18 protein-coding genes are annotated in these 20,970 nt (G+C 68.5%); 7 read left to right on the top strand and 11 right to left on the bottom strand.

Annotation, left to right across the window (positions count from 1 at the left end):
- Positions 1-218: 218 nt before the first annotated feature.
- The 9 genes from KPB06_RS08790 to KPB06_RS08750 all read right to left on the bottom strand — a co-directional run bounded on the left by KPB06_RS08790 (position 219) and on the right by KPB06_RS08750 (position 10,731).
- Positions 219-1,676, bottom strand: a complete 1,458-nt coding sequence (locus KPB06_RS08790) for an amidase (protein ID WP_059577893.1) — start codon at positions 1,674-1,676, stop codon at positions 219-221.
- A gap of 36 nt (positions 1,677-1,712) precedes the next feature.
- Positions 1,713-2,945: an MFS transporter gene (locus tag KPB06_RS08785; protein ID WP_275905342.1), complete on the bottom strand. Its 1,233-nt coding sequence runs from the start codon at positions 2,943-2,945 to the stop codon at positions 1,713-1,715.
- A 22-nt stretch (positions 2,946-2,967) separates the two neighbouring features.
- Positions 2,968-3,906 (bottom strand): SphA family protein, encoded by a 939-nt coding sequence (locus KPB06_RS08780; RefSeq protein WP_059577898.1) that lies wholly within the window; start codon positions 3,904-3,906, stop codon positions 2,968-2,970.
- A 78-nt stretch (positions 3,907-3,984) separates the two neighbouring features.
- Entirely contained in the window at positions 3,985-4,995 is a 1,011-nt protein-coding gene (locus KPB06_RS08775; RefSeq protein ID WP_059577901.1) for a helix-turn-helix domain-containing protein, read from the bottom strand.
- Positions 4,996-5,213: 218 nt separating this feature from the next.
- A complete protein-coding gene (locus KPB06_RS08770; RefSeq protein WP_124860527.1) occupies positions 5,214-6,686 on the bottom strand; it encodes an NAD-dependent succinate-semialdehyde dehydrogenase in 1,473 nt (490 codons plus the stop codon).
- 107 nt (positions 6,687-6,793) lie between these two features.
- Complete coding sequence (locus KPB06_RS08765; RefSeq protein ID WP_006749694.1) at positions 6,794-7,285, bottom strand: Lrp/AsnC family transcriptional regulator; 492 nt, start codon at positions 7,283-7,285, stop codon at positions 6,794-6,796.
- 84 nt (positions 7,286-7,369) lie between these two features.
- The gene (locus KPB06_RS08760) at positions 7,370-8,770 is read right to left on the bottom strand and encodes an aspartate aminotransferase family protein (RefSeq protein WP_275905343.1); all 1,401 of its coding nucleotides are present in this window, start codon (positions 8,768-8,770) and stop codon (positions 7,370-7,372) included.
- A 162-nt stretch (positions 8,771-8,932) separates the two neighbouring features.
- Complete coding sequence (locus tag KPB06_RS08755) at positions 8,933-9,859, bottom strand: 2-hydroxyacid dehydrogenase (protein WP_059577909.1); 927 nt, start codon at positions 9,857-9,859, stop codon at positions 8,933-8,935.
- 11 nt (positions 9,860-9,870) lie between these two features.
- Positions 9,871-10,731, bottom strand: a complete 861-nt coding sequence (locus tag KPB06_RS08750; protein ID WP_059577911.1) for a GNAT family N-acetyltransferase — start codon at positions 10,729-10,731, stop codon at positions 9,871-9,873.
- Between the two features lie 203 nt (positions 10,732-10,934).
- On the opposite strand from KPB06_RS08750, the gene KPB06_RS08745 reads away from it, so the two are divergent.
- From KPB06_RS08745 to KPB06_RS08735, 3 genes are all read left to right on the top strand, one after another.
- On the top strand, positions 10,935-11,132 hold the full coding sequence (locus KPB06_RS08745) for a hypothetical protein (RefSeq protein ID WP_059577913.1): 198 nt from the start codon (positions 10,935-10,937) through the stop codon (positions 11,130-11,132).
- A gap of 65 nt (positions 11,133-11,197) precedes the next feature.
- Positions 11,198-11,866 carry a haloacid dehalogenase type II gene (locus KPB06_RS08740; protein WP_059577915.1) on the top strand — a complete coding sequence of 223 codons (669 nt, stop codon included), beginning with the start codon at positions 11,198-11,200 and terminating at the stop codon, positions 11,864-11,866.
- A gap of 187 nt (positions 11,867-12,053) precedes the next feature.
- Positions 12,054-13,592, top strand: coding sequence for a methyl-accepting chemotaxis protein (locus KPB06_RS08735; protein WP_059577918.1), 1,539 nt, complete (start codon positions 12,054-12,056; stop codon positions 13,590-13,592).
- A 106-nt stretch (positions 13,593-13,698) separates the two neighbouring features.
- On the opposite strand, the gene KPB06_RS08730 is transcribed toward KPB06_RS08735, so the two are convergent.
- Both KPB06_RS08730 and KPB06_RS08725 read right to left on the bottom strand, forming a co-directional pair.
- Positions 13,699-14,061 (bottom strand): DUF1493 family protein, encoded by a 363-nt coding sequence (locus tag KPB06_RS08730; RefSeq protein WP_059577921.1) that lies wholly within the window; start codon positions 14,059-14,061, stop codon positions 13,699-13,701.
- Between the two features lie 3 nt (positions 14,062-14,064).
- Positions 14,065-14,496, bottom strand: a complete 432-nt coding sequence (locus KPB06_RS08725; RefSeq protein ID WP_059577923.1) for an STM2901 family protein — start codon at positions 14,494-14,496, stop codon at positions 14,065-14,067.
- An 818-nt stretch (positions 14,497-15,314) separates the two neighbouring features.
- Between KPB06_RS08725 and KPB06_RS08720 the strand changes: the two genes are divergently transcribed.
- The 4 genes from KPB06_RS08720 (at position 15,315) to KPB06_RS08705 (ending at position 20,783) form a co-directional block, all read left to right on the top strand.
- Positions 15,315-16,895: an ABC transporter substrate-binding protein gene (locus tag KPB06_RS08720; protein ID WP_059577926.1), complete on the top strand. Its 1,581-nt coding sequence runs from the start codon at positions 15,315-15,317 to the stop codon at positions 16,893-16,895.
- Positions 16,896-16,974: 79 nt separating this feature from the next.
- On the top strand, positions 16,975-17,928 hold the full coding sequence (locus KPB06_RS08715) for an ABC transporter permease (protein WP_059577929.1): 954 nt from the start codon (positions 16,975-16,977) through the stop codon (positions 17,926-17,928).
- A 30-nt stretch (positions 17,929-17,958) separates the two neighbouring features.
- Positions 17,959-18,915 (top strand): ABC transporter permease, encoded by a 957-nt coding sequence (locus tag KPB06_RS08710; RefSeq protein ID WP_275905344.1) that lies wholly within the window; start codon positions 17,959-17,961, stop codon positions 18,913-18,915.
- On the top strand, positions 18,915-20,783 hold the full coding sequence (locus tag KPB06_RS08705; RefSeq protein ID WP_089466188.1) for an ABC transporter ATP-binding protein: 1,869 nt from the start codon (positions 18,915-18,917) through the stop codon (positions 20,781-20,783). Before KPB06_RS08710 ends, KPB06_RS08705 begins: the two co-directional genes overlap by 1 nt.
- Positions 20,784-20,970: the final 187 nt, after the last annotated feature.

Below are 20,970 nucleotides of genomic sequence, written 5' to 3'. Positions count from 1 at the left end.
GATGGCCGCCCTCGCGGGCGGCCCGGATTCATCCGGATCAGTCGAGCCCGCCCTGGCACGGATTCCGGCACGGCCGCCGCCGCCGGTGGGGCGGTAGCGCGTTCGCGCGACGCTACGCTCGGCCGCGGCTGGCACACCGGCTGCTTCGACCACCGATGATCGTCGCACGCGAGGCTCAAACCCGGCTGCCGCGCACCTGTCGCTCGCCACCGAGCCGGTCACGCGCCCGACAGCCCGACGCACACCGGCGGGGCTCGATCGGCCCACGGCGCGGCGCGTTCGAGCTGAGCGGCGAGCGAGAACAGCAGCGACTCCGCGCCGAATGCCCCCGCGAACTGGCTGCCGATCGGCAAACCTTGTTCGTCCCAATAAAGCGGCACCGACATCGCGGGCTGGCCGGTCGCGTTGAACCACGCGGTGAACGGCGAAAACCGATGCGACCGATCGATGACGTCGCTCAGCGATTGCGCGTCGTCCACCGTCGCGAGGGCGGCTGGCGCGAGCGGCGGCATCGCGAGCGTCGGCGTCAGCAACACGTCGTAGCGTTCCATCAACCGGCCGAACGTCCTGCCCAACGCATGGATCCAGTCGACCGCGCTTGCGTATTCGGCGCCGCTCACGTTGCCCTTTTCGCGCAGGATGATGCGGGTGCGCGCCTCGATTTCGTCGCCGCGTACCGGCGCGTTTCGCTGAGCGCCGATCGTGTCGAGCAGCGCGCGCGTTTGCGCGCCGATGATCGTGAACACGTGGCCATAGAATGCGGCCGACTCGACGGGACTGTCGAGCGGTTCGACGTCATGTCCGAGCGAGCGCAGCAACGCGACGGTATGGTCCAGTGCGGCCCGGCATGCCGGATGAAGCGGCCACGGCGGCGCCTGCTCGATCACGGCGATTCTCAGCGGCCGCGGATCGCGCTGCGTGGCCGCGAGAAACGTGTCGGCCTGGTGCGGCGACGCATAGGGCGCGCCGATATCGGCGCCGGCGGTCAGGTCCAGTAGCGCGGCGCTGTCGCGGACCGAGCGCGTGATCGCGTGATTGATGCCCATGCCGGCCCATCCCTCGCCGATCATCGGGCCATTCGGCGTTCGGCCACGCGTGGGCTTCAGCCCGAATACGCCGCAGCAGGACGCGGGCACCCGCAGCGAGCCGCCGCCGTCGTTGCCGTGCGCGAACGGCAGCACGCGGGCGGCGACGAGCGCCGCCGCGGCGCCGCTCGAACCGCCGGCGCTCACGTGCGGATGCCACGGATTGCGCGTGACGCCGAAACGCGCCGACGACGTGCAATACGACGTGCCCAGTTCCGGCGACAACGAGGTTCCCGCGATCGGTATGCCGGCCCGCCGCAGACGGGCCACGAGTTCGCCGTCGAAGTCCGGCCGGTAGTCGCCGAACAAAAACGATCCGTTCGACATCCGCGCGCCGCGCACGGGCATGAACAGGTCCTTGATCAGCGTCGGGACGCCGGCGAGCACGCTTTCGTGCCCGGTGACGGACGACGCGGCCTGTCTCGCCGGGTCGTCGAGTCGTTCCGCCACGGCATTCAGCGCGGGGTCGAGCGTATCGAGACTGGCAAGCACGGCGTCCAGCAATTCGGTCGGCCGTACTTCTTTTGCACGGACGAGCGCCGCGAGGGCGATGCCGTCGTGCGTGGCGATGAGCGTCTGAAAATCTTTCATGGGTCTAGGGTTCGGGAACGGGAAAACGTGAATGGGTCATGCGTCGTCGCGACGGCGAAGCGCCGGCAACAACCACGACAATGCGGCGACGGCCGTGCCCGACGCAATCGCGCACACCGCCGCGCGCAACCCGCCGAATGCCTGCGCACAGCCCAGCACGACGAGCGGGCTGACGAACTGGCCCAGATAGAGCGCGGCCGTGAAACCGCCGAGGCCGCGGCCGCGCATCGCGAGCGACAGCGTGCGCATCAGCGGCAGAATCGCATTGGGCACCAGCATGCCGCCGCCGAAGCCGTGAATTACGACCGCCACGACGATGGCCGGCACCGTATGCGCGCGGGCCAGCAAGAACAGGCCCGCCGCGAGCAGCGCCAGCAGCACGACGTTGACGAAGCGGCGGCCGAGCGCATCGCGCAACCAGGGCCACGCGATCGAACCGGCCAGCGTCGACAGCAGGCCGACGCCCGCGACCGCACCGATCATCGTCGACGAGCGCTGACCGATGTCGACCATCAACTGCGGCATCTGCACCGGCACCACGAACGAACTGACCATGCCGATGCAGATCAGTCCGTAGCCGACCGCGAGCGTCGGCGCGAGCCGGTTGCCGGCCGGCGGCGTGTCGCTGTCGGCCGGTTCGGCGGGCAGGCCGTCGCGCAGCGGTTCCCACAGCACGGTCGCAATCGCCGGCACGAGCAGGATCGGCAACAGGTACAGATAGAACGGATAGCGCCACGCGTGCTCGCCGGCCGCGCCGCCGAGCACGAAGAACACCGTTCCCACGATCCCGATCGTGACGACCTGCCGGTTCACGTAGCGCACCCGTTGTTCGCCATGCCAGTAATCGCCGATCAGCGTCGTGCAGCAGGTCATCACGCACGCTTCCGCCGCGCCGAGCGCGAGCCGGCACACAAGGATCGCGACGAGGCTGTCGAGCCATGCCGGCGCCGCGCCGACGAGCCCATACACGAGCGTCGCGAGCAACAGCAACGTCTTGCGTCCGACGCGATCGGCCAGCCAGCCGGCGAGCGGCGCGCACAGCGCGATCGCGAGCGCGGGGCCGGTCGCGACGAGCGGGACGAGCGCGGCCAGCCGCGGGTCGGCCGGCACGAATTCCGCCGCGAGTTTCGGCAGGATCGGTGCGATCATGACCGCGCCCATCACGGTGAGACTGCTGCCGAGCAGCAGTACGGCGCCCTGGCGGGTACCGGCCTGTCGGGCGGTATGCGTATAGGCGGGCGCGGATTGCGTTGAGGAAAGCGGATTCATCGACGGCTCCCGAATCGGAACATCAGAACGACAGCGCGGCACGCAGCGCGACCTGGTAACCCTGCGCGCGGTTCTGCGCGCCGAATTCCTTGTACGCATGCAGCCAGACCGCGGGCTTGCCCGGCTCGACGTAGCTGATCGCCGGGCCCAGCGCATTCACGCGCGCACGGTTGCCGTCGACGTTCGGGCCGTGGTCGTTGCTCAACTGCCGCTCGATGTAGCCGCCCAACCCCGCCGTGAACGGGCCGATGTGCTGGCCGAGCGCGAATTCCTGGCGGAACCCGGTGCCGCTGCGATAGTTGGTTGCGCGGTTCGTCGTGTTCTGATCGATCTCGATGCTGGTCGAGATTTCGAATCCGCTATCGGTGATGTACGTCGCGCCGATGATGGGCGAGAAGGTCCAGTGGTTGACGCCGGGATTGAAGAGGCGGGTGGCGCGATACGCGCCCGTCGGCGCCTGCACTTGCAGGGCGACGTTGACGAACAGGTTCGGCGAGGTCCATGCGAGGATCAGCGGCTGGAAGTCCGCGTCGCCGATGTTGGTCGGATCGGCCGACATCGCGAGCGTGCCGGCCGGCGTCGGTACGTTCACGTGCCCGTTCAGGTTCAGGAACGGCACGACCGCACCGAAGCCGACGTTCGCGCCGAACAGTTTCGCGTTCGTCATCCGGATGTATGCGAGGCTCCAGGACGCGACCGTCAGCGAGAAGTCGGCGTTGCCGCCGTTGCGGATCGTGCGGGTCGAGTAGTACGCGAAGCGGGTGGCGAGCGTGCCGTTCGGCGTGGGCGGCGGCGTGATGCCCGCGCCGAAATCGAATACGCCGAACGGCGTGATCGGGCCGTCGTTTTCGAGCGCGTGGGCGTGCTGGCAGGCGAGCGTGGCCGCCAACGTGCCGATCGCGACGGCGGTGGTGCGCGTGCGGCAGCGCCGCACGCCGTGCGGACGTCTGAGGATTTCCATCGTGCCGTTCCCCGTACAGTTGAAATGTGTACGGAGTCTAGGAACGTCAAAATCCGGGGCGTTATCCGCTTTTGGTAATTATCGCGGTGGGCGTTTGAGCGTGTCGGACGGCAGTTCGCCGAACAGTTCCCGGTAGTGCGACGCGAACCGGCTCAGGTGCCAGAAGCCCCAGCGGCACGCGACATCGCTGACCGACGCGCTCGCCGGGGAATGTTCGCGCAGTTCGCGGCGCACCGCGTTCAGCCGCAGCACGCGCAGGTACCACGCGGGGTGCGTGCCGAGGATTTCCTCGAAGCAATACTGCAATTTGCGCCGGCTCGCGCCGACTTCGCGGCATACGTCCAGCACGGTCAACGGAACATCGGGCCGCGCCGCGACGAGCTCGCGTACGCGATCGACGACGCGGTGCCGCGCGGACGGCTCGAGCCGGACGGGGCGGCCGGCCGCCTCCATCGCGTGCACGAGTTCGACCAGAATGGCGTCGCGCAGCGACTTGCCTGTGTGCGGCCGCGTGAGCGGGCGCTCCGGCGTATCGGCCGCGTCGAAGCCGGCCATCAGCAACGAGGTCAACACGTGATGGCGCGCGGCGGGCACCCGCAGGATGCGGGTGTCGCCCGACGATACGCGGTCGCCGTCTTCGTCCCGATCGCCGAGCCACGCCAGTCGGTGCAGCGTGTCGTTGGGCACCGTCAACAGCACGACGTCCTGATGGTCCGGCGTGCGCAGTTCCGGCAGCGCGGTGCCGCCGGAGACGAGCAGGGCCTTGTCGCGCAGCGGCGCGCCGCCGCAGAAGCCGGCGCCAGCGGTTTCCAGCGGGATGCTGAACGACGTCCTGCCGGCGCATTGGTTGCCGCGCTTGAGCAGCGCGCGGTTCACGCGTTCGCGCAGCAATTGCATGCCGTCGAAGCGGATTTCGTGCAGCGTGCCGCGGAACGGCCCGGGCGACAACTGATCGAGCCGGATCGACCAGCCGTGCGTGCATTCCGCGTGGGTATCGACATCCTCGCTGGCGAAGCGCCGGATCAACGGCAGCGCGTCAGGCGCGGTGTCGGCAAGGCTTGCGGCGGACGACAGCGGAGCGGAATGCATGGCGAGTGCGGCGGTGGACGAGGCGTCCGCCGACAATGCGCACACAAATTCCGGTTGGCAATGCGTTTTTACCCGGGGCGGCGGGTACGACTCCGCCGGGGACGACGGGGTGACGCGTCGCGCACGCATGATTCGGCATGGCGCTCGCACCGGCCGCCTCGTTGCACCCACACCCGCAAGGACACGCCAACGGGAGCGGAACGCGCGGCGACCCCGGTTCAGTCGAGCCCGCCCTGGCACAGATACTTGATCGACAGATAATCGTCGAGGCCATAGCGCGAGCCTTCGCGGCCATAGCCCGATTCCTTCACGCCGCCGAACGGCGCGGCCTCGCTCGCGAGCGCGCCTTCGTTGATGCCGACGATGCCCGTTTCGAGCCGTGCCGACACGCGCGCGATGCGCCGCACGTCCTGCGTGTAGAAATACGCGGCGAGCCCGAACGGCGTGTCGTTCGCGGCGTCGACCGCTTCGTCCTCGGTATCGAAGCGGAACAGCGCGGCGATCGGGCCGAAGGTTTCCTCGCAGGTGAGCTGCATGTCGGCGGTGGCGTCGGCGAGCACCGTCGGCGCGTAGAAGTTCGCGCCAAGCTCGGTCAGGCGCTTGCCGCCCGTCAGCACGCGCGCGCCGCGTTCGACGGCATCGCCGACGTGGCGGGCGATCTTGTCGACCGCGCGCGCGTTGATCATCGGGCCGATCTGCGCGGCCGGATCGGTCGCCGGCGCGACCTTCAGCGCGGCCACGCGCGCGGCGAGCTTCCGCGCGAACGCATCGTAGACGCCGGCCTGCACGTACACGCGGTTCGGCGATACGCAGGTCTGCCCGCCGTTGCGGAACTTGGCGGCCATCAGCCCGTCCACCGCGGCATCGAGCTCGGCGTCGTCGAACACGATGAACGGCGCATTGCCGCCAAGCTCCAGCGACAGCTTCTTCAACGTCGCCGCCGATTCGCGCGCGAGCAGCTTGCCGACGGGCGTCGAGCCGGTGAACGTGATCTTGCGCACGCGGCCGTCGGCGAGCCAGTCCGCCGCGGCGTCGATGCCGCGTTCGCGCGACGCGGTGATCAGGTTCAGCACGCCGGCCGGCACGCCGGCTTCCTGCGCGAGAAACGCGAGCGCGAGCGCGGTCAGCGGCGTGTCCTCCGCCGGCTTCGCGACCACCGTGCAGCCGGCCGCGAGCGCGGGTGCGATCTTGCGCGCGATCATCGCGAGCGGGAAATTCCACGGCGTGATCGCGGCGACGATGCCGATCGGCTCCTTCACCGCGCTCAACCGCTTGCCGCGCTGCTGCTGCGGGATCAGGTCGCCATACGTGCGGGTCGCTTCCTCGGCGAACCACAGCACGTACGACGCGCCGTACGCGACTTCGCCGCGCGCTTCGGCAAGCGGCTTGCCTTGTTCGCGCGACATCAGCTTCGCGAGATCGTCGGTGTGCGCGACGATCGCCGCATGCCAGGCGCGCAGGATCGCGGCGCGTTCGCGCGCGGGCGTCGCGCGCCATGCGGGCAGCGCGCGTGCCGCTGCATCGGTCGCCGCGCGTGCGTCGGCGGCGCCGCTGTCGGGTGCGTGGGCAACGGTCTCGAGCGTCGCCGGATCGGTGACGTCGAAGCGGCGGCCGTCGTGCGCGTCGCGCCACGTGCCGTCGATCAGGTTGGCGGAGCGCAGGAGTTCGGTACGGGTCAGCGTAAGCGGCATGGCAGGTCCTTGGATGAGGCGGTTCGGTGACGAAGGCGGCACGGCGGGGCGCGACGCCCCCTGCGCGAACAGCGGGCTGTCGCGTTCCGGGGTGACGCGGCCGTGCGTCAGTGACGTTCGCCGAACAGCGATTCGAGCGGATAGTGCCGTTTGACGAACGGCGATTTGATGATCACGTAACTGAAATACTTCTCGATGCCGATGTTCTGCTCGAGCAGGCCTTCGACGATCGTCTGGTAATGGCTCACGCTGCGCGTGATGAACTTCAGCAGATAGTCGTAGCCGCCGCTCGCGAGGTGGCATTCGACGATCTCGTCGACGTTGCGGATCGCCGCGACGAACCGGTCGAAATCCTCGCGCCGGTGGTCGGCCAGCGTGACTTCGGTAAACACGACCTGCACGTCACCGAGTTTCTCGAGCTGGATGTGCGCGCCGTAGCCGCCGATGTAGCCGGCCTTCTCGAGCCGCTTCACGCGGATCAGGCATGGACTGGGCGACAGCCCGACCGCATCGGCCAGTTCGACGTTGGTCATGCGGCCGCGCTTCTGCAACTGGGAGAGGATGCGCAGGTCGATGCGATCCAGCTTGCTGTCCGTCATGTTCACGTGAGTCGGAAAAATGGAATGTCCGGTTACTTTAGAGTCGAACGTTGGCGGCCACAAGCCCGGCTTTCCCTTGGCCGGTCAGGCCGGCTGCGCGTGCGCGGCGTCGAGCGCACGCTGCACGCCCGCGTCGGCCAGCACATCGTCGAGCGTCTTGCGCACGCGTTCGAACAGCAGGTCGAACTCGCCGGCGGTGAAACTCAGCGCCGGCGCGAAGCCGAGCACGCCGTCACCGAACGCGCGGAACACCACGCCGTTCGCGTACGCGGCGGCCGCGATCTTGTCCGGCACGTTCAGCGCCGGGTCGAACCGCGTCTTGTGCGCCTTGTCGGCCACCAGTTCGAGCGCGCCGAGCAAGCCGACCGAGCGTGCGTCGCCCACGAGCGGATGCGCGCGCAGCGCATCGAGCCCGGCCGCGAAGCGCGGCGCCATCGCCTGGCCGTTCGCGAGCAGCCCGCCTTCGTGATAGAGCTTCAGCACCTCGAGGCCGATCGCCGCGCTCACCGGATGCGCGGAATACGTATGGCCGTGCCCGACCACCGGCGAATCGGCGCGATTGCCCGCGATCCCTTCGTAGATTTCGTCGGACATCAGCACCGCGCCCATCGGCGCATAGCCGGCGGTCAGTCCCTTCGCGACGGTCATCAGGTCCGGATCGACCTGTTCGGCCTCGCATGCGAACAGCGGGCCCGTGCGGCCGAAGCCGGTGATCACCTCGTCGGCGACGAACAGGATGCCGAGGCGCCGGCACGCGTCGCGCATCGCCTTCAGCCAGCCGACTGGCGGCACGATCACGCCGCCGGAGCCTTGCACCGGCTCGCAGAAGAACGCGGCGACGTTGTCCGCGCCGAGTTCGGCGACCTTCGCCTCGAGCGCGGCGACCGACGCGGCGATCAGCGCCTGCGGATCGTCGCCGAGCGGATGGCGGTACGGGTAGGGCGACGGAATATGGTGCTGGTCCGCGCGCGGCAGGTCGAAATGACGGTGGAACGCGGGCAGCGCGGTGAGCCCGGCGCCGATCGACGACGAGCCGTGATAGCCGCGTTCCAGCGCGATCATCTGCTTCTTCGACGGGCGGCCGGTCGCGTTGAAATAGTGCGTGATGAAACGGATCGCGGAATCGACCGCGTCCGAGCCGCCGAGCGTGAAGTACACGCGGTTCAGCGACGGCGGCGCCAGCGCGGCGAGCCGCTCGGCGAGCTCGATCGCCGGCTGCGAGCCGAAATGGAAATAACCGGTCGCGTAGGGCAGCTTCGCCAGTTGGTCGGTGGCGGCTTTCACGATGCTGTCGCGGCCGTAGCCGACGTTCACGCACCACAGGCCCGAGAACGCGTCGAGCAGCGTGTGGCCCGCGGCGTCGCGCAGGAATACGCCGTCCGCGGATTCCAGCACGGTGACGCCGCGCGCCTCGTGCGCACGGTAATTGACGACGGGGTGGATCAGGTGTTGACGATCGGCTTCGATCAGCGCGGCTTGGTTCATGGAGGGCAGGACTCTCGTCGGGTGTCAGCGGTGAGTTCATGCTAACGGGCGAGAAATCCGCATGCGTCTTCAATTTGCGGCCCGAAACGTACGCGCGAGGCGTTTGCACGGGGCGCTTCGGCATTTTCTGCTGCGCGCCCGGCGGGCCGGGCGCGCGTCGGGTCAATAGCCGCGCGTGCGATCGACGACGCCGATCATCGGCTGGCCCGCGCGATGGCGGGCGAGGTTCGCGAGCACCGCGTCGACCGCGGTGTCGGGCCGCGTCGCGCTGGCGATGTGCGGCGTGATGCGAATGCGCGGGTGCGTCCAGAACGGATGGCCGGCCGGCAGCGGTTCGGGATCCGTCACGTCGAGGATCGCGCTGTCGAGGCGGCCGCTCGCGAGCGCCGCGAGCAGCGCCGCCGAATCCAGTTGCGGGCCGCGCCCGACTTGCACGAGCGACGCGCCGGCCGGCAGCGCATCGAACACGCGCGCGCCGAGCAGGCCGCGCGTGCTGTCGGTCAGCGGCAGCAGGCAGATCAGGATGTCGGTGCGGGCGAGGAACGCGTCGAGCGCCGCGTCGCCCGCGTAGCAGTCGACGCCGTCGAGCGTGCGCGGGGTGCGGCTCCAGCCGGCGCACGGGAAACCGAAGCGCCGCAGCGTGTCGAGCACGGCCTGGCCGAGCGTGCCGAGCCCGAGCACGCCGACGCGCCGCGACGCGGCCGCGCGCACGGGATGCTCGCGCCACACCTGGTCGCGCTGCTGCGCCGCATAGTCGAACAGGTCGCGATGGATCGTCAGCACGGCCTGCGTCACGTATTCGACCATCCCTTCGACGATGCCCGGCTCGATCATCCGCACGACGGGGATGTGCGAAGGCACGCGCGACAGGTCGAACTGGTCGATGCCGGCGCCGACCGAGAACACGACTTCGAGGTTCGGCAGCAACGCGACGGGATCGTCCGGCGGCTGCCATGCGGCGAGATAGCGGACGGCTTCGGCGTCGCCGAGGTCCGGCCAGATCCGGAACGGCAGATCGGGCGCCTGTTGCGCGAAGCGCGCCGCCCACTGCGCGCCGCGCACCGGGTCGGCCTTGTAGAGAAAGCTCATCGTGCGTCCTGTCAACCGAGCGCCTGGTTCACGATCGCGTACGTGCGCAGCGCCGGGTCACGCGCGGGCGTTGCGCCGCGCGCCATCGCGACGACGGTGTCGACGCGCGGCAGCCCGAGCCCCTGCAGCCAGTCGGACAGCCCGCTGTCGCCCGGCACGTCGAGCCGCACGAACATGCCCTCGTTCAGCGCGAGCCAGTGGCTGATCAGCGCTTGCGCGCGCAGTGCATCGGGTGCGACCACCGGGCCGATCACGTGGCCGCGGCCGAACCGGCGGAACAGCGCGAAGCCGAGCAGCTCGCCGTCGCGGTCGAGCGCGATCCCGTTCGCGGCGTCGAGCAGCGCATCGATCACCGCGCCGCGTTCGTAGCCGGCGGCGCGCGACGCGAGCGCGGCGAGGCGCGGCCCGTCGTTGGTGCCGAGCGGGCGCAGGCGCTCGCCGGGCGGCAGCGAGATCAGCGGAGGCTGGAACGCGGCGCCCTGGTGCTGATCGATCGTATCGATCACGTCGAATCCGAATTTCGCGTACAGCGGCTCGCCCGCCGGCGTCGCATGCAGAAAGATGGTTCGCGTGCCGAGGCTGTCGACCACGCGGGTCATCAACTCGCGCCCGATGCCGCGGCCCTGGCGCTCGGGGGACACGATGACCATGCCGAGCGACGCGTGCGATTCGCCGAAGCGCCAGCCGAGCGCGGTGCCGACGACGCCGGTTTCGTCTTCGGCGACGAAGCCGCCGCCGAGCTGGAACACGAAGCGCCAGTCATCGAGCCGGTGCGGCCACTTGACGGCCTCCGACAGACGATGGGCGGCGGGCAGGTCCGTTTCGGCGAACGGGCGATAGGTAAGCGTGCGGGAAGGATTGAGGTCGGACACGCCGGACTCCGGATGGGTGGAAATGACTCGTTCACTCTGCCAGCGCGGTGGCGGCGCGGATAGGACGATTCGCCTGTTTTCCCGCGCCGACGGGCGCTGGCGCACGATCGACGCAAACCCGCGCGATCGGCGCGCACGAACGCGCGGATCGTGCCGGCGCGGCCGGTCGATCCGACCATTCGTGCTGTGGGAATGCCGCTACGATGAATACACGGCGGCAGTGCCGCCTGCCGAAGGGCCTCACCGGCAGGCGAGCCGGACGCGGTGGCGCGGCGCCCATCGGCCGGCTGCGCGGCGCCCGCCGGATCGCACCGCAGATCGTGCTGCATGTGCCGCGCAACACGCGGCGATTCTGCGTTTTGAGCGGCGCCGAACGACGCGCGAACGACTTTTTGCCCTGATTCAATTTCGTACAACCCAGCCCGCCCCCGGCCCTGCCGGGGCTTCACACCGACAGGACGTCACCATGATCCAGTTTGAACCGAAGTACATCACCTTCGACTGCTACGGCACGCTGACCCATTTCCGGATGGCCGAGACGGCGCGCGAAATCTATGCGGACCGGCTGACGCCGGCCGCGATGGAGGCATTCGTGCGCGCGTTCGCCGCCTATCGGCTCGACGAGGTGCTCGGCGCGTGGAAGCCGTACCGCGACGTCGTCGTCAACGCGGTCCGCCGCACCTGCGCGCGGATCGGCGTGAAGTTCGACGAAGCCGAGGCCGAGCGCTTCTATCTGGCGGTGCCGACGTGGGGCCCGCACCCGGACGTGCCGGCCGGGCTGTCGCGGCTGGCGTCGAAGTACAAGCTCGTGATCCTGTCGAACGCGATGGACGAGCAGATCATGAGCAACGTCGACAAGCTCGGCGCACCGTTCCATGCCGTGTTCACCGCGCAGCAGGCGCAATCGTACAAGCCGCGGATGCAGGGCTTCGAATACATGTTCGACAAGCTCGGCTGCAAGCCGGAGGACGTGCTGCACGTGTCGTCGAGCCTGCGCTACGACCTGATGACGGCCGAGGATCTCGGGATCAAGCACAAGGCGTTCGTGAACCGCGGCCACGAGCCGGGCACGCCGTTCTACAACTATTACGAAGTGTCGGACATCGGCCATCTCGCGACGCAGCTCGGGCTGTAAGCCGCCGGCGCCGGCAGATCCATCGAACGCGCGACGGGACGCGGCCGCGATGCCGCCGAGGCCCGTCGCGTCTCGTCGCGCGTTCGTTCAGCGCACGAAGCGAGGGTAATTACCGATATTGAATCGTTCAAGGCCGGCCCGCCCGGGCCGATATATGTACCGAACGGTTAATATTGCGAGGCCCCGCATGAAGTTGTCCACGAAACTGCTGATGCTCGTCGTCGCGGCGCTGCTCGGCGTCGTTCTGCTCGCCGCGTTGTCGCTGCATACGCTGCGCGACGCGCTGATCGACAGCCGCCGCGAAGAGGTCGTCATTCTGCTGACCAAGGCCGAGCATCTGGTCGATTCGTATCGCGCGATGCAGACGAACGGCACGCTCACGCAGGAGCAGGCGCAGCAGCAGGCCAAGGCCGCATTGTCGGCGCTCAACGCGAATTCGAAGAGCTACTTCTGGGTCACGACGTCCGACGGCGTCAACCTCGTGCACCCGAACGCGAAATTCATCGGCACGCGCGCGAAAGGCAACCGCACGACCAGCGGCCTGACCGACAGCGAGGCGTACCGCGCGGGCATGGCGCAGGCGCATTTCGCGCTCGTCGACGTGCTGGTCAAGCGCAGCCCCGATGCGGACCTGGAGCCGAAACTCCAGGGCGTGGTCGCGATTCCGGACTGGAACTGGTGGATCGGCACGGGATTTTTCTACGACGACATCAATGCGGCGTTTACCCGGCTCGCGATGGTGCTGGGCGCCGTCGCGCTCGTCATCGCCGCGGCGCTCGCGGCCATCGCATGGGGCGTGCTGCGCAGCGTCAGACGTACGCTCGGCGGCGAGCCCGCGCATGCGACGCAGATCGCCGCCCGCATCGCCGCCGGCGAGCTGGACGTGCAGTTCGATACGGCGCACGCCGCGCCCGGCAGCCTGCTCGTCGCGCTCGGCGACATGAAGGCGCGGCTGACCGAGACCATCGCCGAAATCCAGACCACGACCCACTCGATCGCCACCGGCACCGGCGAGATCGCGCAAGGCAACCTGGATCTGTCGCAGCGCACGGAGCAGCAGGCCGCGTCGCTGCAGGAAACGGCCGCGAGCATGGAGCAGATCACGTCCACGGTCAAACAGAATGCCGACAACGCACGCCAGGCGAATGCGCTCGTGGCCCAGGCGAAGGATGCGACCGAACTCGGCGGCGCCGCCGTGCAGGCGGTCGTCGAAACGATGCGGCAGATTTCGGACGGATCGGTACGGATCGCCGACATTACCGTCGTCATCGAAAGCATCGCATTCCAGACCAACATTCTCGCGCTCAACGCCGCGGTGGAAGCCGCGCGGGCCGGCGAGGAGGGGCGCGGGTTCGCCGTCGTCGCATCGGAAGTCCGCTCGCTCGCGCAACGCAGCGCCGCGGCCGCGAAGGACATCAAGGGATTGATCGACGCGTCGGTCGAGCGGGCCGGCAGCGGCAGCCGGCTCGTCGAGACGGCCGGTGAGCGCATGACGGAGATCGTCCGCTCGATCGACCGGGTGGCCGACATCATGGGCGAGATTTCGGCGGCATCGGCCGAGCAAAGCACCGGCATCGAACAGATCGGGCTGGCGGTCGCGCAAATGGACGAAGTCACGCAGCAGAACGCCGCGCTCGTCGAGCAGGCGGCGGCCGCCGCCTCGTCGCTGGACGAGCAGGCCGCGCGCCTGCGGGCCGCCGTATCGGTATTCCGGCTGGCGGCCTGACGATCGTGTGCCGGCCGCCTGAGGACGGTACATTGTTCGCCACGTCGGCGTGAGCCCGCGCGGCGCGTTAGCGCGCCGGTGACGGCCGCGACGCCGCAAAATGCGATCACTTCGCTGCAGCAGCCTCGATCGCGTCCGTGTCCCACTTCCCGCGTCGCGTTGCCTCGACCAGCATGCCCAGGGTCAACGGGTGACGCTTCGGCGGCCGGAGCCGCTTTACGAACAGCCCGATGAGGGACGACAGCAGTTCCTGACCTTCGGGGCCGAAATAGCGCCGGTACGGGAATCCATCGGCGTCGACGTTGAATGTTTTGGCCCAGTTGTCGATAAACTCGACGCCGTCAAGGCCAGTCACGCCGAGATCCTCCTCGAGCCGCGTTTCCGGCTGGAGATTCAGCTTGCCGAACAGCGGCCGGCCAAGCTCCTTGCGAGCAAAGGCTTCAAAACGTTCCCAGGTATCGTCGTTCATGGCTCAGAGTACCCTGTCTTCGGGCTTCACAAGTCGGTTGTAGGTCGTCACGGTGTTGCGCATGATCAGGTAGGCATCGCGTGCCAGGAACACCTCGCCTACGATGGGAATCGTTCTGCCGACCCAAGCACCGAGGCGGTGGGTGAACGAGATCCGTATACCCGACAACCCGACACCCGTGATCATCGGCAAGCGAAACGGCAGCGTCTGGGGAAACAGCTTGCGGGCGGCAAGCGAGGTGACGGAAGTGCCCGGCGTAGCTCCGGCCACCTTGCCAGGGACAGGGACATCACCCTGACCGAGCAGCATTGCCGACGCGGCGGCCAGATCGTCGAGGCCGAGCTGCTTGCGCGTCTCGTCGAACGCTACCAGGGCGAAGACGTCGACAGGACGCAGATTGTGCCAAGTACCGTACGTGTATCGATTTTCGCTCATTCTTTTTTCTCCTGAACCAGCAAGGGCGCTGCTCTCTCAGCGCGTACTCCTAGGGAGGCGCTACTGTACCGCAATGCCTGGAACAGCCTGGCCGGCGCTACCTCTCGGCCCGGCTGTACACGATCAGTTTCAGTTCGCTCCGCACGGCCTCGCGGCCATTCCGGCCGACCGTGTAGCTCAGAACCCAGCCAACGGCTCACGGAATCCCGTATTTCTTGCACCGATCCCCTTGGATTTATCTTGCGCTCCATCAGCCCGGTTTCCGGGCGCTCCGGCCGTCTCCCGGTCACTTTCCGGTCTTCATGCCACGCCGTTCCGATCGCGCGGCATTCTTCTGAACTTTCCTGCGCGACGCACCGTCGCGACCGCCACCGCCGACGCCCGTGCATGCGGCGATCTGCCGCAACGTGCCGCGCATTTCGACCGCGCTCGGCGCGCACACGCCCGTTCGACACAAACGCGTGGTTTGGGTGAGCCAAACGCGCGCCGGATGCCGAATGGGCAATTTTGTCGGCGCAATCTGCGGTGGCTACGGCCTTACGATTTCCTGCATCGACACGGGTTCGGCAACCGCCGCGACACGCCGCCGGGCCAACGGCGACACGTGCGCGCACGCAGCAATTCATGCTGCGCGGGTGGCCCAAAACGGTCGATTCGTATCGTGCGGGCGGCCCGAATCGCGACAAACCGCATTTTGGCGATGCTTAAATGAATTGCATGTGTACGACGTCGCGCCCGCCACCAGCAAGCGGACGTAGCGGGATTGAACAACCACGCTGGACCCTTGGACCCACTTCCCACAGTCAGGAGCAGTTCGGATGAGCGACGATATCGACAATGACGGCAAGGGCGGCTTCACGCGCCGCGACATGATGAAGGTCATGGCGGCGAGCGGCATGATGGCCGTCGGCGGCGGGCTGCTGGTGGATGCGCAGCCGGCGTTCGCCGCGCCCGCGCCGAAGCGCGGCGGCAAGATCCGGGTCGCGAACGAATCCGGCTCGACGGCCGATACGCTCGACCCGGCCAAGGGCTCGACGGGCGCGGACTACACCCGCTTCTTCATGTTCTACAGCGGCCTCACGCAGCTCGACCAGAGCCTGACGCCGCAAATGAATCTCGCCGAATCGCTGCAGACGACCGACGCGAAGACCTGGATCATCAAGCTGCGCAAGGGCGTCACGTTCCACGACGGCAAGCCGGTCGGCCCGGCCGACGTGGTGTTTTCGCTGATGCGCCACAAGAATCCGGCCACCGCGTCGAAGGTCAAGACGCTTGCCGAACAGTTCGCGGATGCGAAGGCGACCGGCCCCGACGAAGTCACGTTGACGCTCGCGAGCGCGAACGCCGATCTGCCGGTGATCCTCGCGACGCCGCAGCTCGTGATCGTCAAGGACGGCACGACCGATTTCTCGACCGGTATCGGCTGCGGCCCGTACAAGCTGAAGTCGTTCAAGCCGGGCGTGTCGACCGTCGGCGTGCGCAACGATAGCTACTTCAAGCCGGGCAAGCCGTATCTCGACGAGATCGAGATGATCGGCATCAGCGACAGCGCCGCGCGCCTGAACGCGCTGCTGTCGGGCGACGTGCATCTGATCAACGCGATCGATCCGCGCTCGACGCAGCGGGTCGCGTCGACGCCGGGCTACGCGCTGAAGGAAACCAAGTCGGGCCTCTACACCGACCTGATCATGCGCAGCGACAACCCGATCGTCGCGAACCCCGATTTCGTCGAAGGGATGAAGTACCTGTTCGATCGCGAGCAGATCCGCTCGGCGGTGTTTCGCGGCTACTCGGTGATCGGCAACGACCAGCCGATTCCGCCGGGGCACCGCTACTTCAACGCGTCGCTGCCACAGCGGCCGCACGATCCGGACAAGGCGAAATTCCTGCTCCGGAAGGCGGGCGCGCTCGGCGCGACGCTGCCGCCGATCTATGCGACGTCCGACGCGAACGGGTCGATCGAAATGGCCGTGCTGCTGCAGCAGGTCGGCCAGAAGATCGGGCTGAACCTGCAGGTCAACCGCGCGTCGCCCGACGGCTACTGGTCGAACCACTGGATGAAGCACCCGCTCACGTTCGGCAACATCAATCCGCGCTCGAGCGCCGACGTGCTGTTCACGCAATTCTTCAAGTCGGATGCGCCGTGGAACGAGTCGGGCTGGAAGAACGCGAAGTTCGACCAGCTGCTGCTCGCCGCGCGCTCGGAAACCGACGACGCGAAGCGCAAGCAGATGTACGGCGACATGCAGGTGATCGTGTCGCAGCAGGGCCGGGTCGGCATTCCGGCGTTCATCAGCTTCCTCGACGGCTACGACAAGCGGCTCGCGGGCCTCGGCTCGATCCCTACCGGGCCGATGATGGGCTTCACGTTCGCCGAGAACGTGTGGTGGAACGCATGACGTTGTGGCTGGCCGCCGTCGCGCGGCCGGTGCGGGCCACCGCGCCGGCCACGCGCGGTTTTTTCGGGAGTGCTGCACCATGAACCGAATCCTCATCGGGCTGATCGGCCGGCGCATCGCGGTCACCGCGCTGACGCTGCTGATCGTGTCCGCGATCATCTTCACGATCACGAACCTGCTGCCGGGCGACGCCGCGCAGGCCGCGCTCGGCCAGTCGGCGACGCCGGAGACGGTCGCCGCGCTGCGCCAGCAGTTCGGTCTCGACATGCCGGCGCACGTACGTTACGCGCACTGGCTCGCGGGGCTCGCGCACGGCGACTTCGGCCGGTCGCTGTCCGGCGACATGCCGGTGTCGGAGCTGATCGGCGGGCGCCTGCCGAAGTCGCTCACGCTGGCGGCGATCACGACCGCCGTGTCGGTGCCGATCGCGCTGCTGCTCGGCATCCTCGCGGCCGTCAAGCGCGAATCGGTGGTCGACCGCGTGATCAGCCTCGGCACGCTGTCGCTCGTCGCGACGCCGGAATTCCTGATCGCGACGGTCGCCGTGCTCGTGTTCGCGGTGAAGCTGCACTGGCTGTCCGCGCTGTCGTACAGCGGCCCGATCGAAAGCCTGCACGATTTCCTGCGTGCGTATGCGATGCCGGTGCTCACGCTGTGCGCGGTCGTGATCGCGCAGATGGCCCGGATGACGCGCGCCGCGGTGATCGAGCAACTGAGCGCGTCGTATGTCGAGATGGCCGTGTTGAAAGGCGCGAGCCCCGCGCGCGTCGTGCTGCGCCATGCGCTGCCGAACGCGATCGGCCCGATCGCCAATGCGATCGCGCTGAGCCTGTCGTATCTGCTCGGCGGCGTGATCGTCGTCGAGACGATCTTCAACTATCCGGGCCTCGCGAGCCTGATGGTCGACGCCGTCAGCAACCGCGATTTCCCGTTGGTCCAGGCGTGCACGCTGATCTTCTGCGTCGCTTACCTGACGCTCGTGCTGTTCGCCGACCTGTGCTCGATCGTGTCGAACCCGCGACTGCGCACCTGAGTGTTTCGTCTTCCTTCCGAGATGCCGCCCATGCAACCGATCGAACCCGTTCAACGCAGCAGCGCGCTGCCGCCATCCGGCGATCCGCCCCTGGGGCGGGGCGGCCTGCCGCCTGCCGCGCCTGCCCCCGACCAGCCGCGCAAGCGCCACGCCGCGCGCATCGCCCTGACGACCGGCGGCCGCGTCGGCCTGTCGATGGCCGGCCTGATGCTGTTCGTCGCGCTGTTCGCGCCGCTGATTGCGCCGCATGACGTCGGCGCGATCGTCACGCCCGACGTGTTCGCGCCGTTCAGCGCGAAGCTGCCGTTCGGCTCCGACTTCCTCGGCCGCGACATGCTGAGCCGGATCCTGTACGGCACGCGGCTGACCGTGCTGCTCGCGCTGGCCGCGGTGCTGCTCGCCGCGGTGACCGGCACGACGCTCGGGCTGCTCGCGACCGTGTCGGGCCGCGCGGTCGACGAGACGATGAGCCGGCTGCTCGACGCGCTCACGTCGATTCCGTCGAAGATGTTCGCGCTGATGTTCGTCGCCGCGTTCGGCTCGTCGCTGCCGCTGCTGATCCTTACCGCCGCGGTCAGCTACATGCCGGGCTCGTACCGGATCGCGCGCGCGCTCGCCGTCAACATCAGCACGCTCGAATTCGTGCAGGTGGCCAGGGCGCGCGGCGAAAGCGCGCTGTACATCGCGTGCGTGGAGATGCTGCCGAACATGATCCACCCGATGCTGGCGGACACCGGCCTGCGCTTCACGTTCGTCGTGCTGCTGCTGAGCGGCCTGAGCTTTCTCGGGCTCGGCGTGCAGCCGCCGTATGCGGACCTCGGCTCGCTCGTGCGCGAGAACATCGCGAGCCTCGGCGACGGCTCGGCCGTCGCGATCATGCCCGCGGTCGCGATCGCGATCCTGACGGTGGGCGTCAACCTGTTGATCGACGGCCTGCCGCATCGCGGCCGCCGCAAGGGCGCGGCCGGTGCCGCCGGAGGACACTGATGCGACACGAATCGAACCCGCTCGTCGAGGTGCGCGGGCTGCGCGTGGTCGGCGGCCGGCCGGGTGGCGAGGAAACGACGATCGTCCACGGCGTCGACTTCGACATCGGGCGCGGCGAGGTGCTCGCGCTGATCGGCGAATCGGGCTCCGGCAAGACAACGATCGCGCTGTCGCTGATGGGCCACGCGCGCGCCGGATGCCGGATCGCCGGCGGCTCGGTCAAGCTCGACGGCACCGACGTGTGCACGCTTTCCGGACCGGCGCTGACCGCGCTGCGCGGCCGCAAGGTCGCGTATATCGCGCAGAGCGCGGCCGCCGCGTTCAACCCGTCGCGCACGATTCTCGATCAGGTGATCGAGAGCGCGCTGATCCACGGGACGATGACGAAGCGCGACGCGCAGGCGAAGGCGATCGAGCTGTTTCGCGCGCTCGCGCTGCCGGAGCCGGAGACGATCGGCAAGCGCTATCCGCACCAGGTATCGGGCGGGCAGTTGCAGCGGCTGATGGCCGCGATGGCGCTGATCACGGATCCGGAGCTGGTGATCCTCGACGAGCCGACCACCGCGCTCGACGTGACCACGCAGATCGACGTGCTGCAGGCGTTCAAGAACGTGATCCGGCGCTACGGGATGAGTGCGGTGTACGTGTCGCACGACCTGGCCGTGGTCGCGCAGATGGCCGACAGGATCGTCGTGCTGAGCGATGGCGTGATCCGCGAGGCGGGCGCGACCGAACAGATCCTGCATGCGCCGGCGCACCCGTACACGCAGAGCCTGATCGCGGCGGTCACGCCGAACGATGCCGGACGCGACGCGCAGGCGCAAGCGCCGGCCGAGCCGGCGCCGCTGCTCGACGTGCGCGGCGCGATCGCCGGCTACGGCGGCCGCGCCGCGAACGGCTGGCCCGCGAAGGTGATCCTGCATGAAGTCGACCTGCGCATCGGGCGCGGGCAGACGGTCGGCGTGATCGGCGAATCGGGTTCCGGCAAGACGACGCTCGCGAAGGTGATCGCGGGCCTCGTGCCGGCGACCGGCGGCGAGATCCTGCTCGACGGCGAGCCGCTTGCGCGCGATATCGGCAAACGGACGAAGGAGCAGCATCGCCGCGTGCAGATCGTGTTCCAGAACGCCGATACCGCGCTCAACCCGGTGCATACCGTCGAGCGCACGCTCGCGCGGCCGCTCGCGTTCTATCACGGGATCAAGGGCGCGCGTGCACGCCAGCGCGTCGCGGAGCTGCTCGAACTCGTGCGGCTGCCGCCGGCGGTCGCGTCGCGGCGTACCGGCGAGCTGTCGGGCGGACAGAAGCAGCGCGTGAACCTCGCGCGCGCGCTCGCGGCCGAGCCCGACCTGATCCTGTGCGACGAGGTCACGTCGGCGCTCGACACCGTCGTCGGCGCCGCGATCATCGATTTGTTGCGCGACCTGCAGGCGAAGCTCGGCGTGTCGTACGTGTTCATCACGCACGACATTGCGAAGGTGCGCGCGATCAGCGACGACATCGTCGTGCTGTATGCGGGCCACCGCGTGGAGACGGGCAGCCGCGACGCGCTGTGCGCGCCGCCTTATCACCCGTATTCGCACTTGCTGGTGTCGTCCGCGCCGGAGCTGCGCGCGGGCTGGCTCGACGATGCGGCCGAGCGTTGCCACCGGCCGCTGGTGTCGATCGGCGAGCGCGAGAACGAGGCCGAGCTGTGTCCGTTCCTGTCGCGCTGCGCGATGCGCGTGGACGGCGTGTGCAACCGGACGGCGCCGTCGCTGCGCACGCTCGGCAACGGCGCGCAGGTGCTGTGCCATCGCAGCGAGGAGGATCTCGCGCGCTTCCAGGCGGAGCCGATTCCCGCGGGTGTCACGCCGGTGCAGCTGTAGTGCGTGGCGCGCCAACCATTCATCGCGCGGTGCGGTGAACGGCCCGCCGCATAGTCTGCCGCGGCGGTCGTGCAAAACGGCAATTTATGCGCGTGCCGCGCGCGAATACGCGGCAACTGCGGTTTTTGACGGTGATTAAATGATTCTCATTGAACGGTCGCCGATCGTTGTTGCCGGAATGCTCGTG

Origin of the sequence: Burkholderia semiarida (assembly GCF_029268935.1) — a bacterium.
Taxonomy (GTDB): Bacteria; Pseudomonadota; Gammaproteobacteria; order Burkholderiales; family Burkholderiaceae; genus Burkholderia; species Burkholderia semiarida.
Note: the sequence above shows the minus strand (reverse complement) of the source record. Positions and strands in the feature narration are given on the sequence as shown.

Coding starts and splice junctions, on each gene's coding strand:
- KPB06_RS08790 (WP_059577893.1), bottom strand. CDS start 1,676: ATGAAAGATTTTCAGACGCTCATCGCCACGCACGACGGCATCGCCCTC.
- KPB06_RS08785 (WP_275905342.1), bottom strand. CDS start 2,945: ATGAATCCGCTTTCCTCAACGCAATCCGCGCCCGCCTATACGCATACC.
- KPB06_RS08780 (WP_059577898.1), bottom strand. CDS start 3,906: ATGGAAATCCTCAGACGTCCGCACGGCGTGCGGCGCTGCCGCACGCGC.
- KPB06_RS08775 (WP_059577901.1), bottom strand. CDS start 4,995: ATGCATTCCGCTCCGCTGTCGTCCGCCGCAAGCCTTGCCGACACCGCG.
- KPB06_RS08770 (WP_124860527.1), bottom strand. CDS start 6,686: ATGCCGCTTACGCTGACCCGTACCGAACTCCTGCGCTCCGCCAACCTG.
- KPB06_RS08765 (WP_006749694.1), bottom strand. CDS start 7,285: ATGACGGACAGCAAGCTGGATCGCATCGACCTGCGCATCCTCTCCCAG.
- KPB06_RS08760 (WP_275905343.1), bottom strand. CDS start 8,770: ATGAACCAAGCCGCGCTGATCGAAGCCGATCGTCAACACCTGATCCAC.
- KPB06_RS08755 (WP_059577909.1), bottom strand. CDS start 9,859: ATGAGCTTTCTCTACAAGGCCGACCCGGTGCGCGGCGCGCAGTGGGCG.
- KPB06_RS08745 (WP_059577913.1), top strand. CDS start 10,935: ATGAATACACGGCGGCAGTGCCGCCTGCCGAAGGGCCTCACCGGCAGG.
- KPB06_RS08740 (WP_059577915.1), top strand. CDS start 11,198: ATGATCCAGTTTGAACCGAAGTACATCACCTTCGACTGCTACGGCACG.
- KPB06_RS08735 (WP_059577918.1), top strand. CDS start 12,054: ATGAAGTTGTCCACGAAACTGCTGATGCTCGTCGTCGCGGCGCTGCTC.
- KPB06_RS08730 (WP_059577921.1), bottom strand. CDS start 14,061: ATGAACGACGATACCTGGGAACGTTTTGAAGCCTTTGCTCGCAAGGAG.
- KPB06_RS08725 (WP_059577923.1), bottom strand. CDS start 14,496: ATGAGCGAAAATCGATACACGTACGGTACTTGGCACAATCTGCGTCCT.
- KPB06_RS08720 (WP_059577926.1), top strand. CDS start 15,315: ATGAGCGACGATATCGACAATGACGGCAAGGGCGGCTTCACGCGCCGC.
- KPB06_RS08715 (WP_059577929.1), top strand. CDS start 16,975: ATGAACCGAATCCTCATCGGGCTGATCGGCCGGCGCATCGCGGTCACC.
- KPB06_RS08710 (WP_275905344.1), top strand. CDS start 17,959: ATGCAACCGATCGAACCCGTTCAACGCAGCAGCGCGCTGCCGCCATCC.
- KPB06_RS08705 (WP_089466188.1), top strand. CDS start 18,915: ATGCGACACGAATCGAACCCGCTCGTCGAGGTGCGCGGGCTGCGCGTG.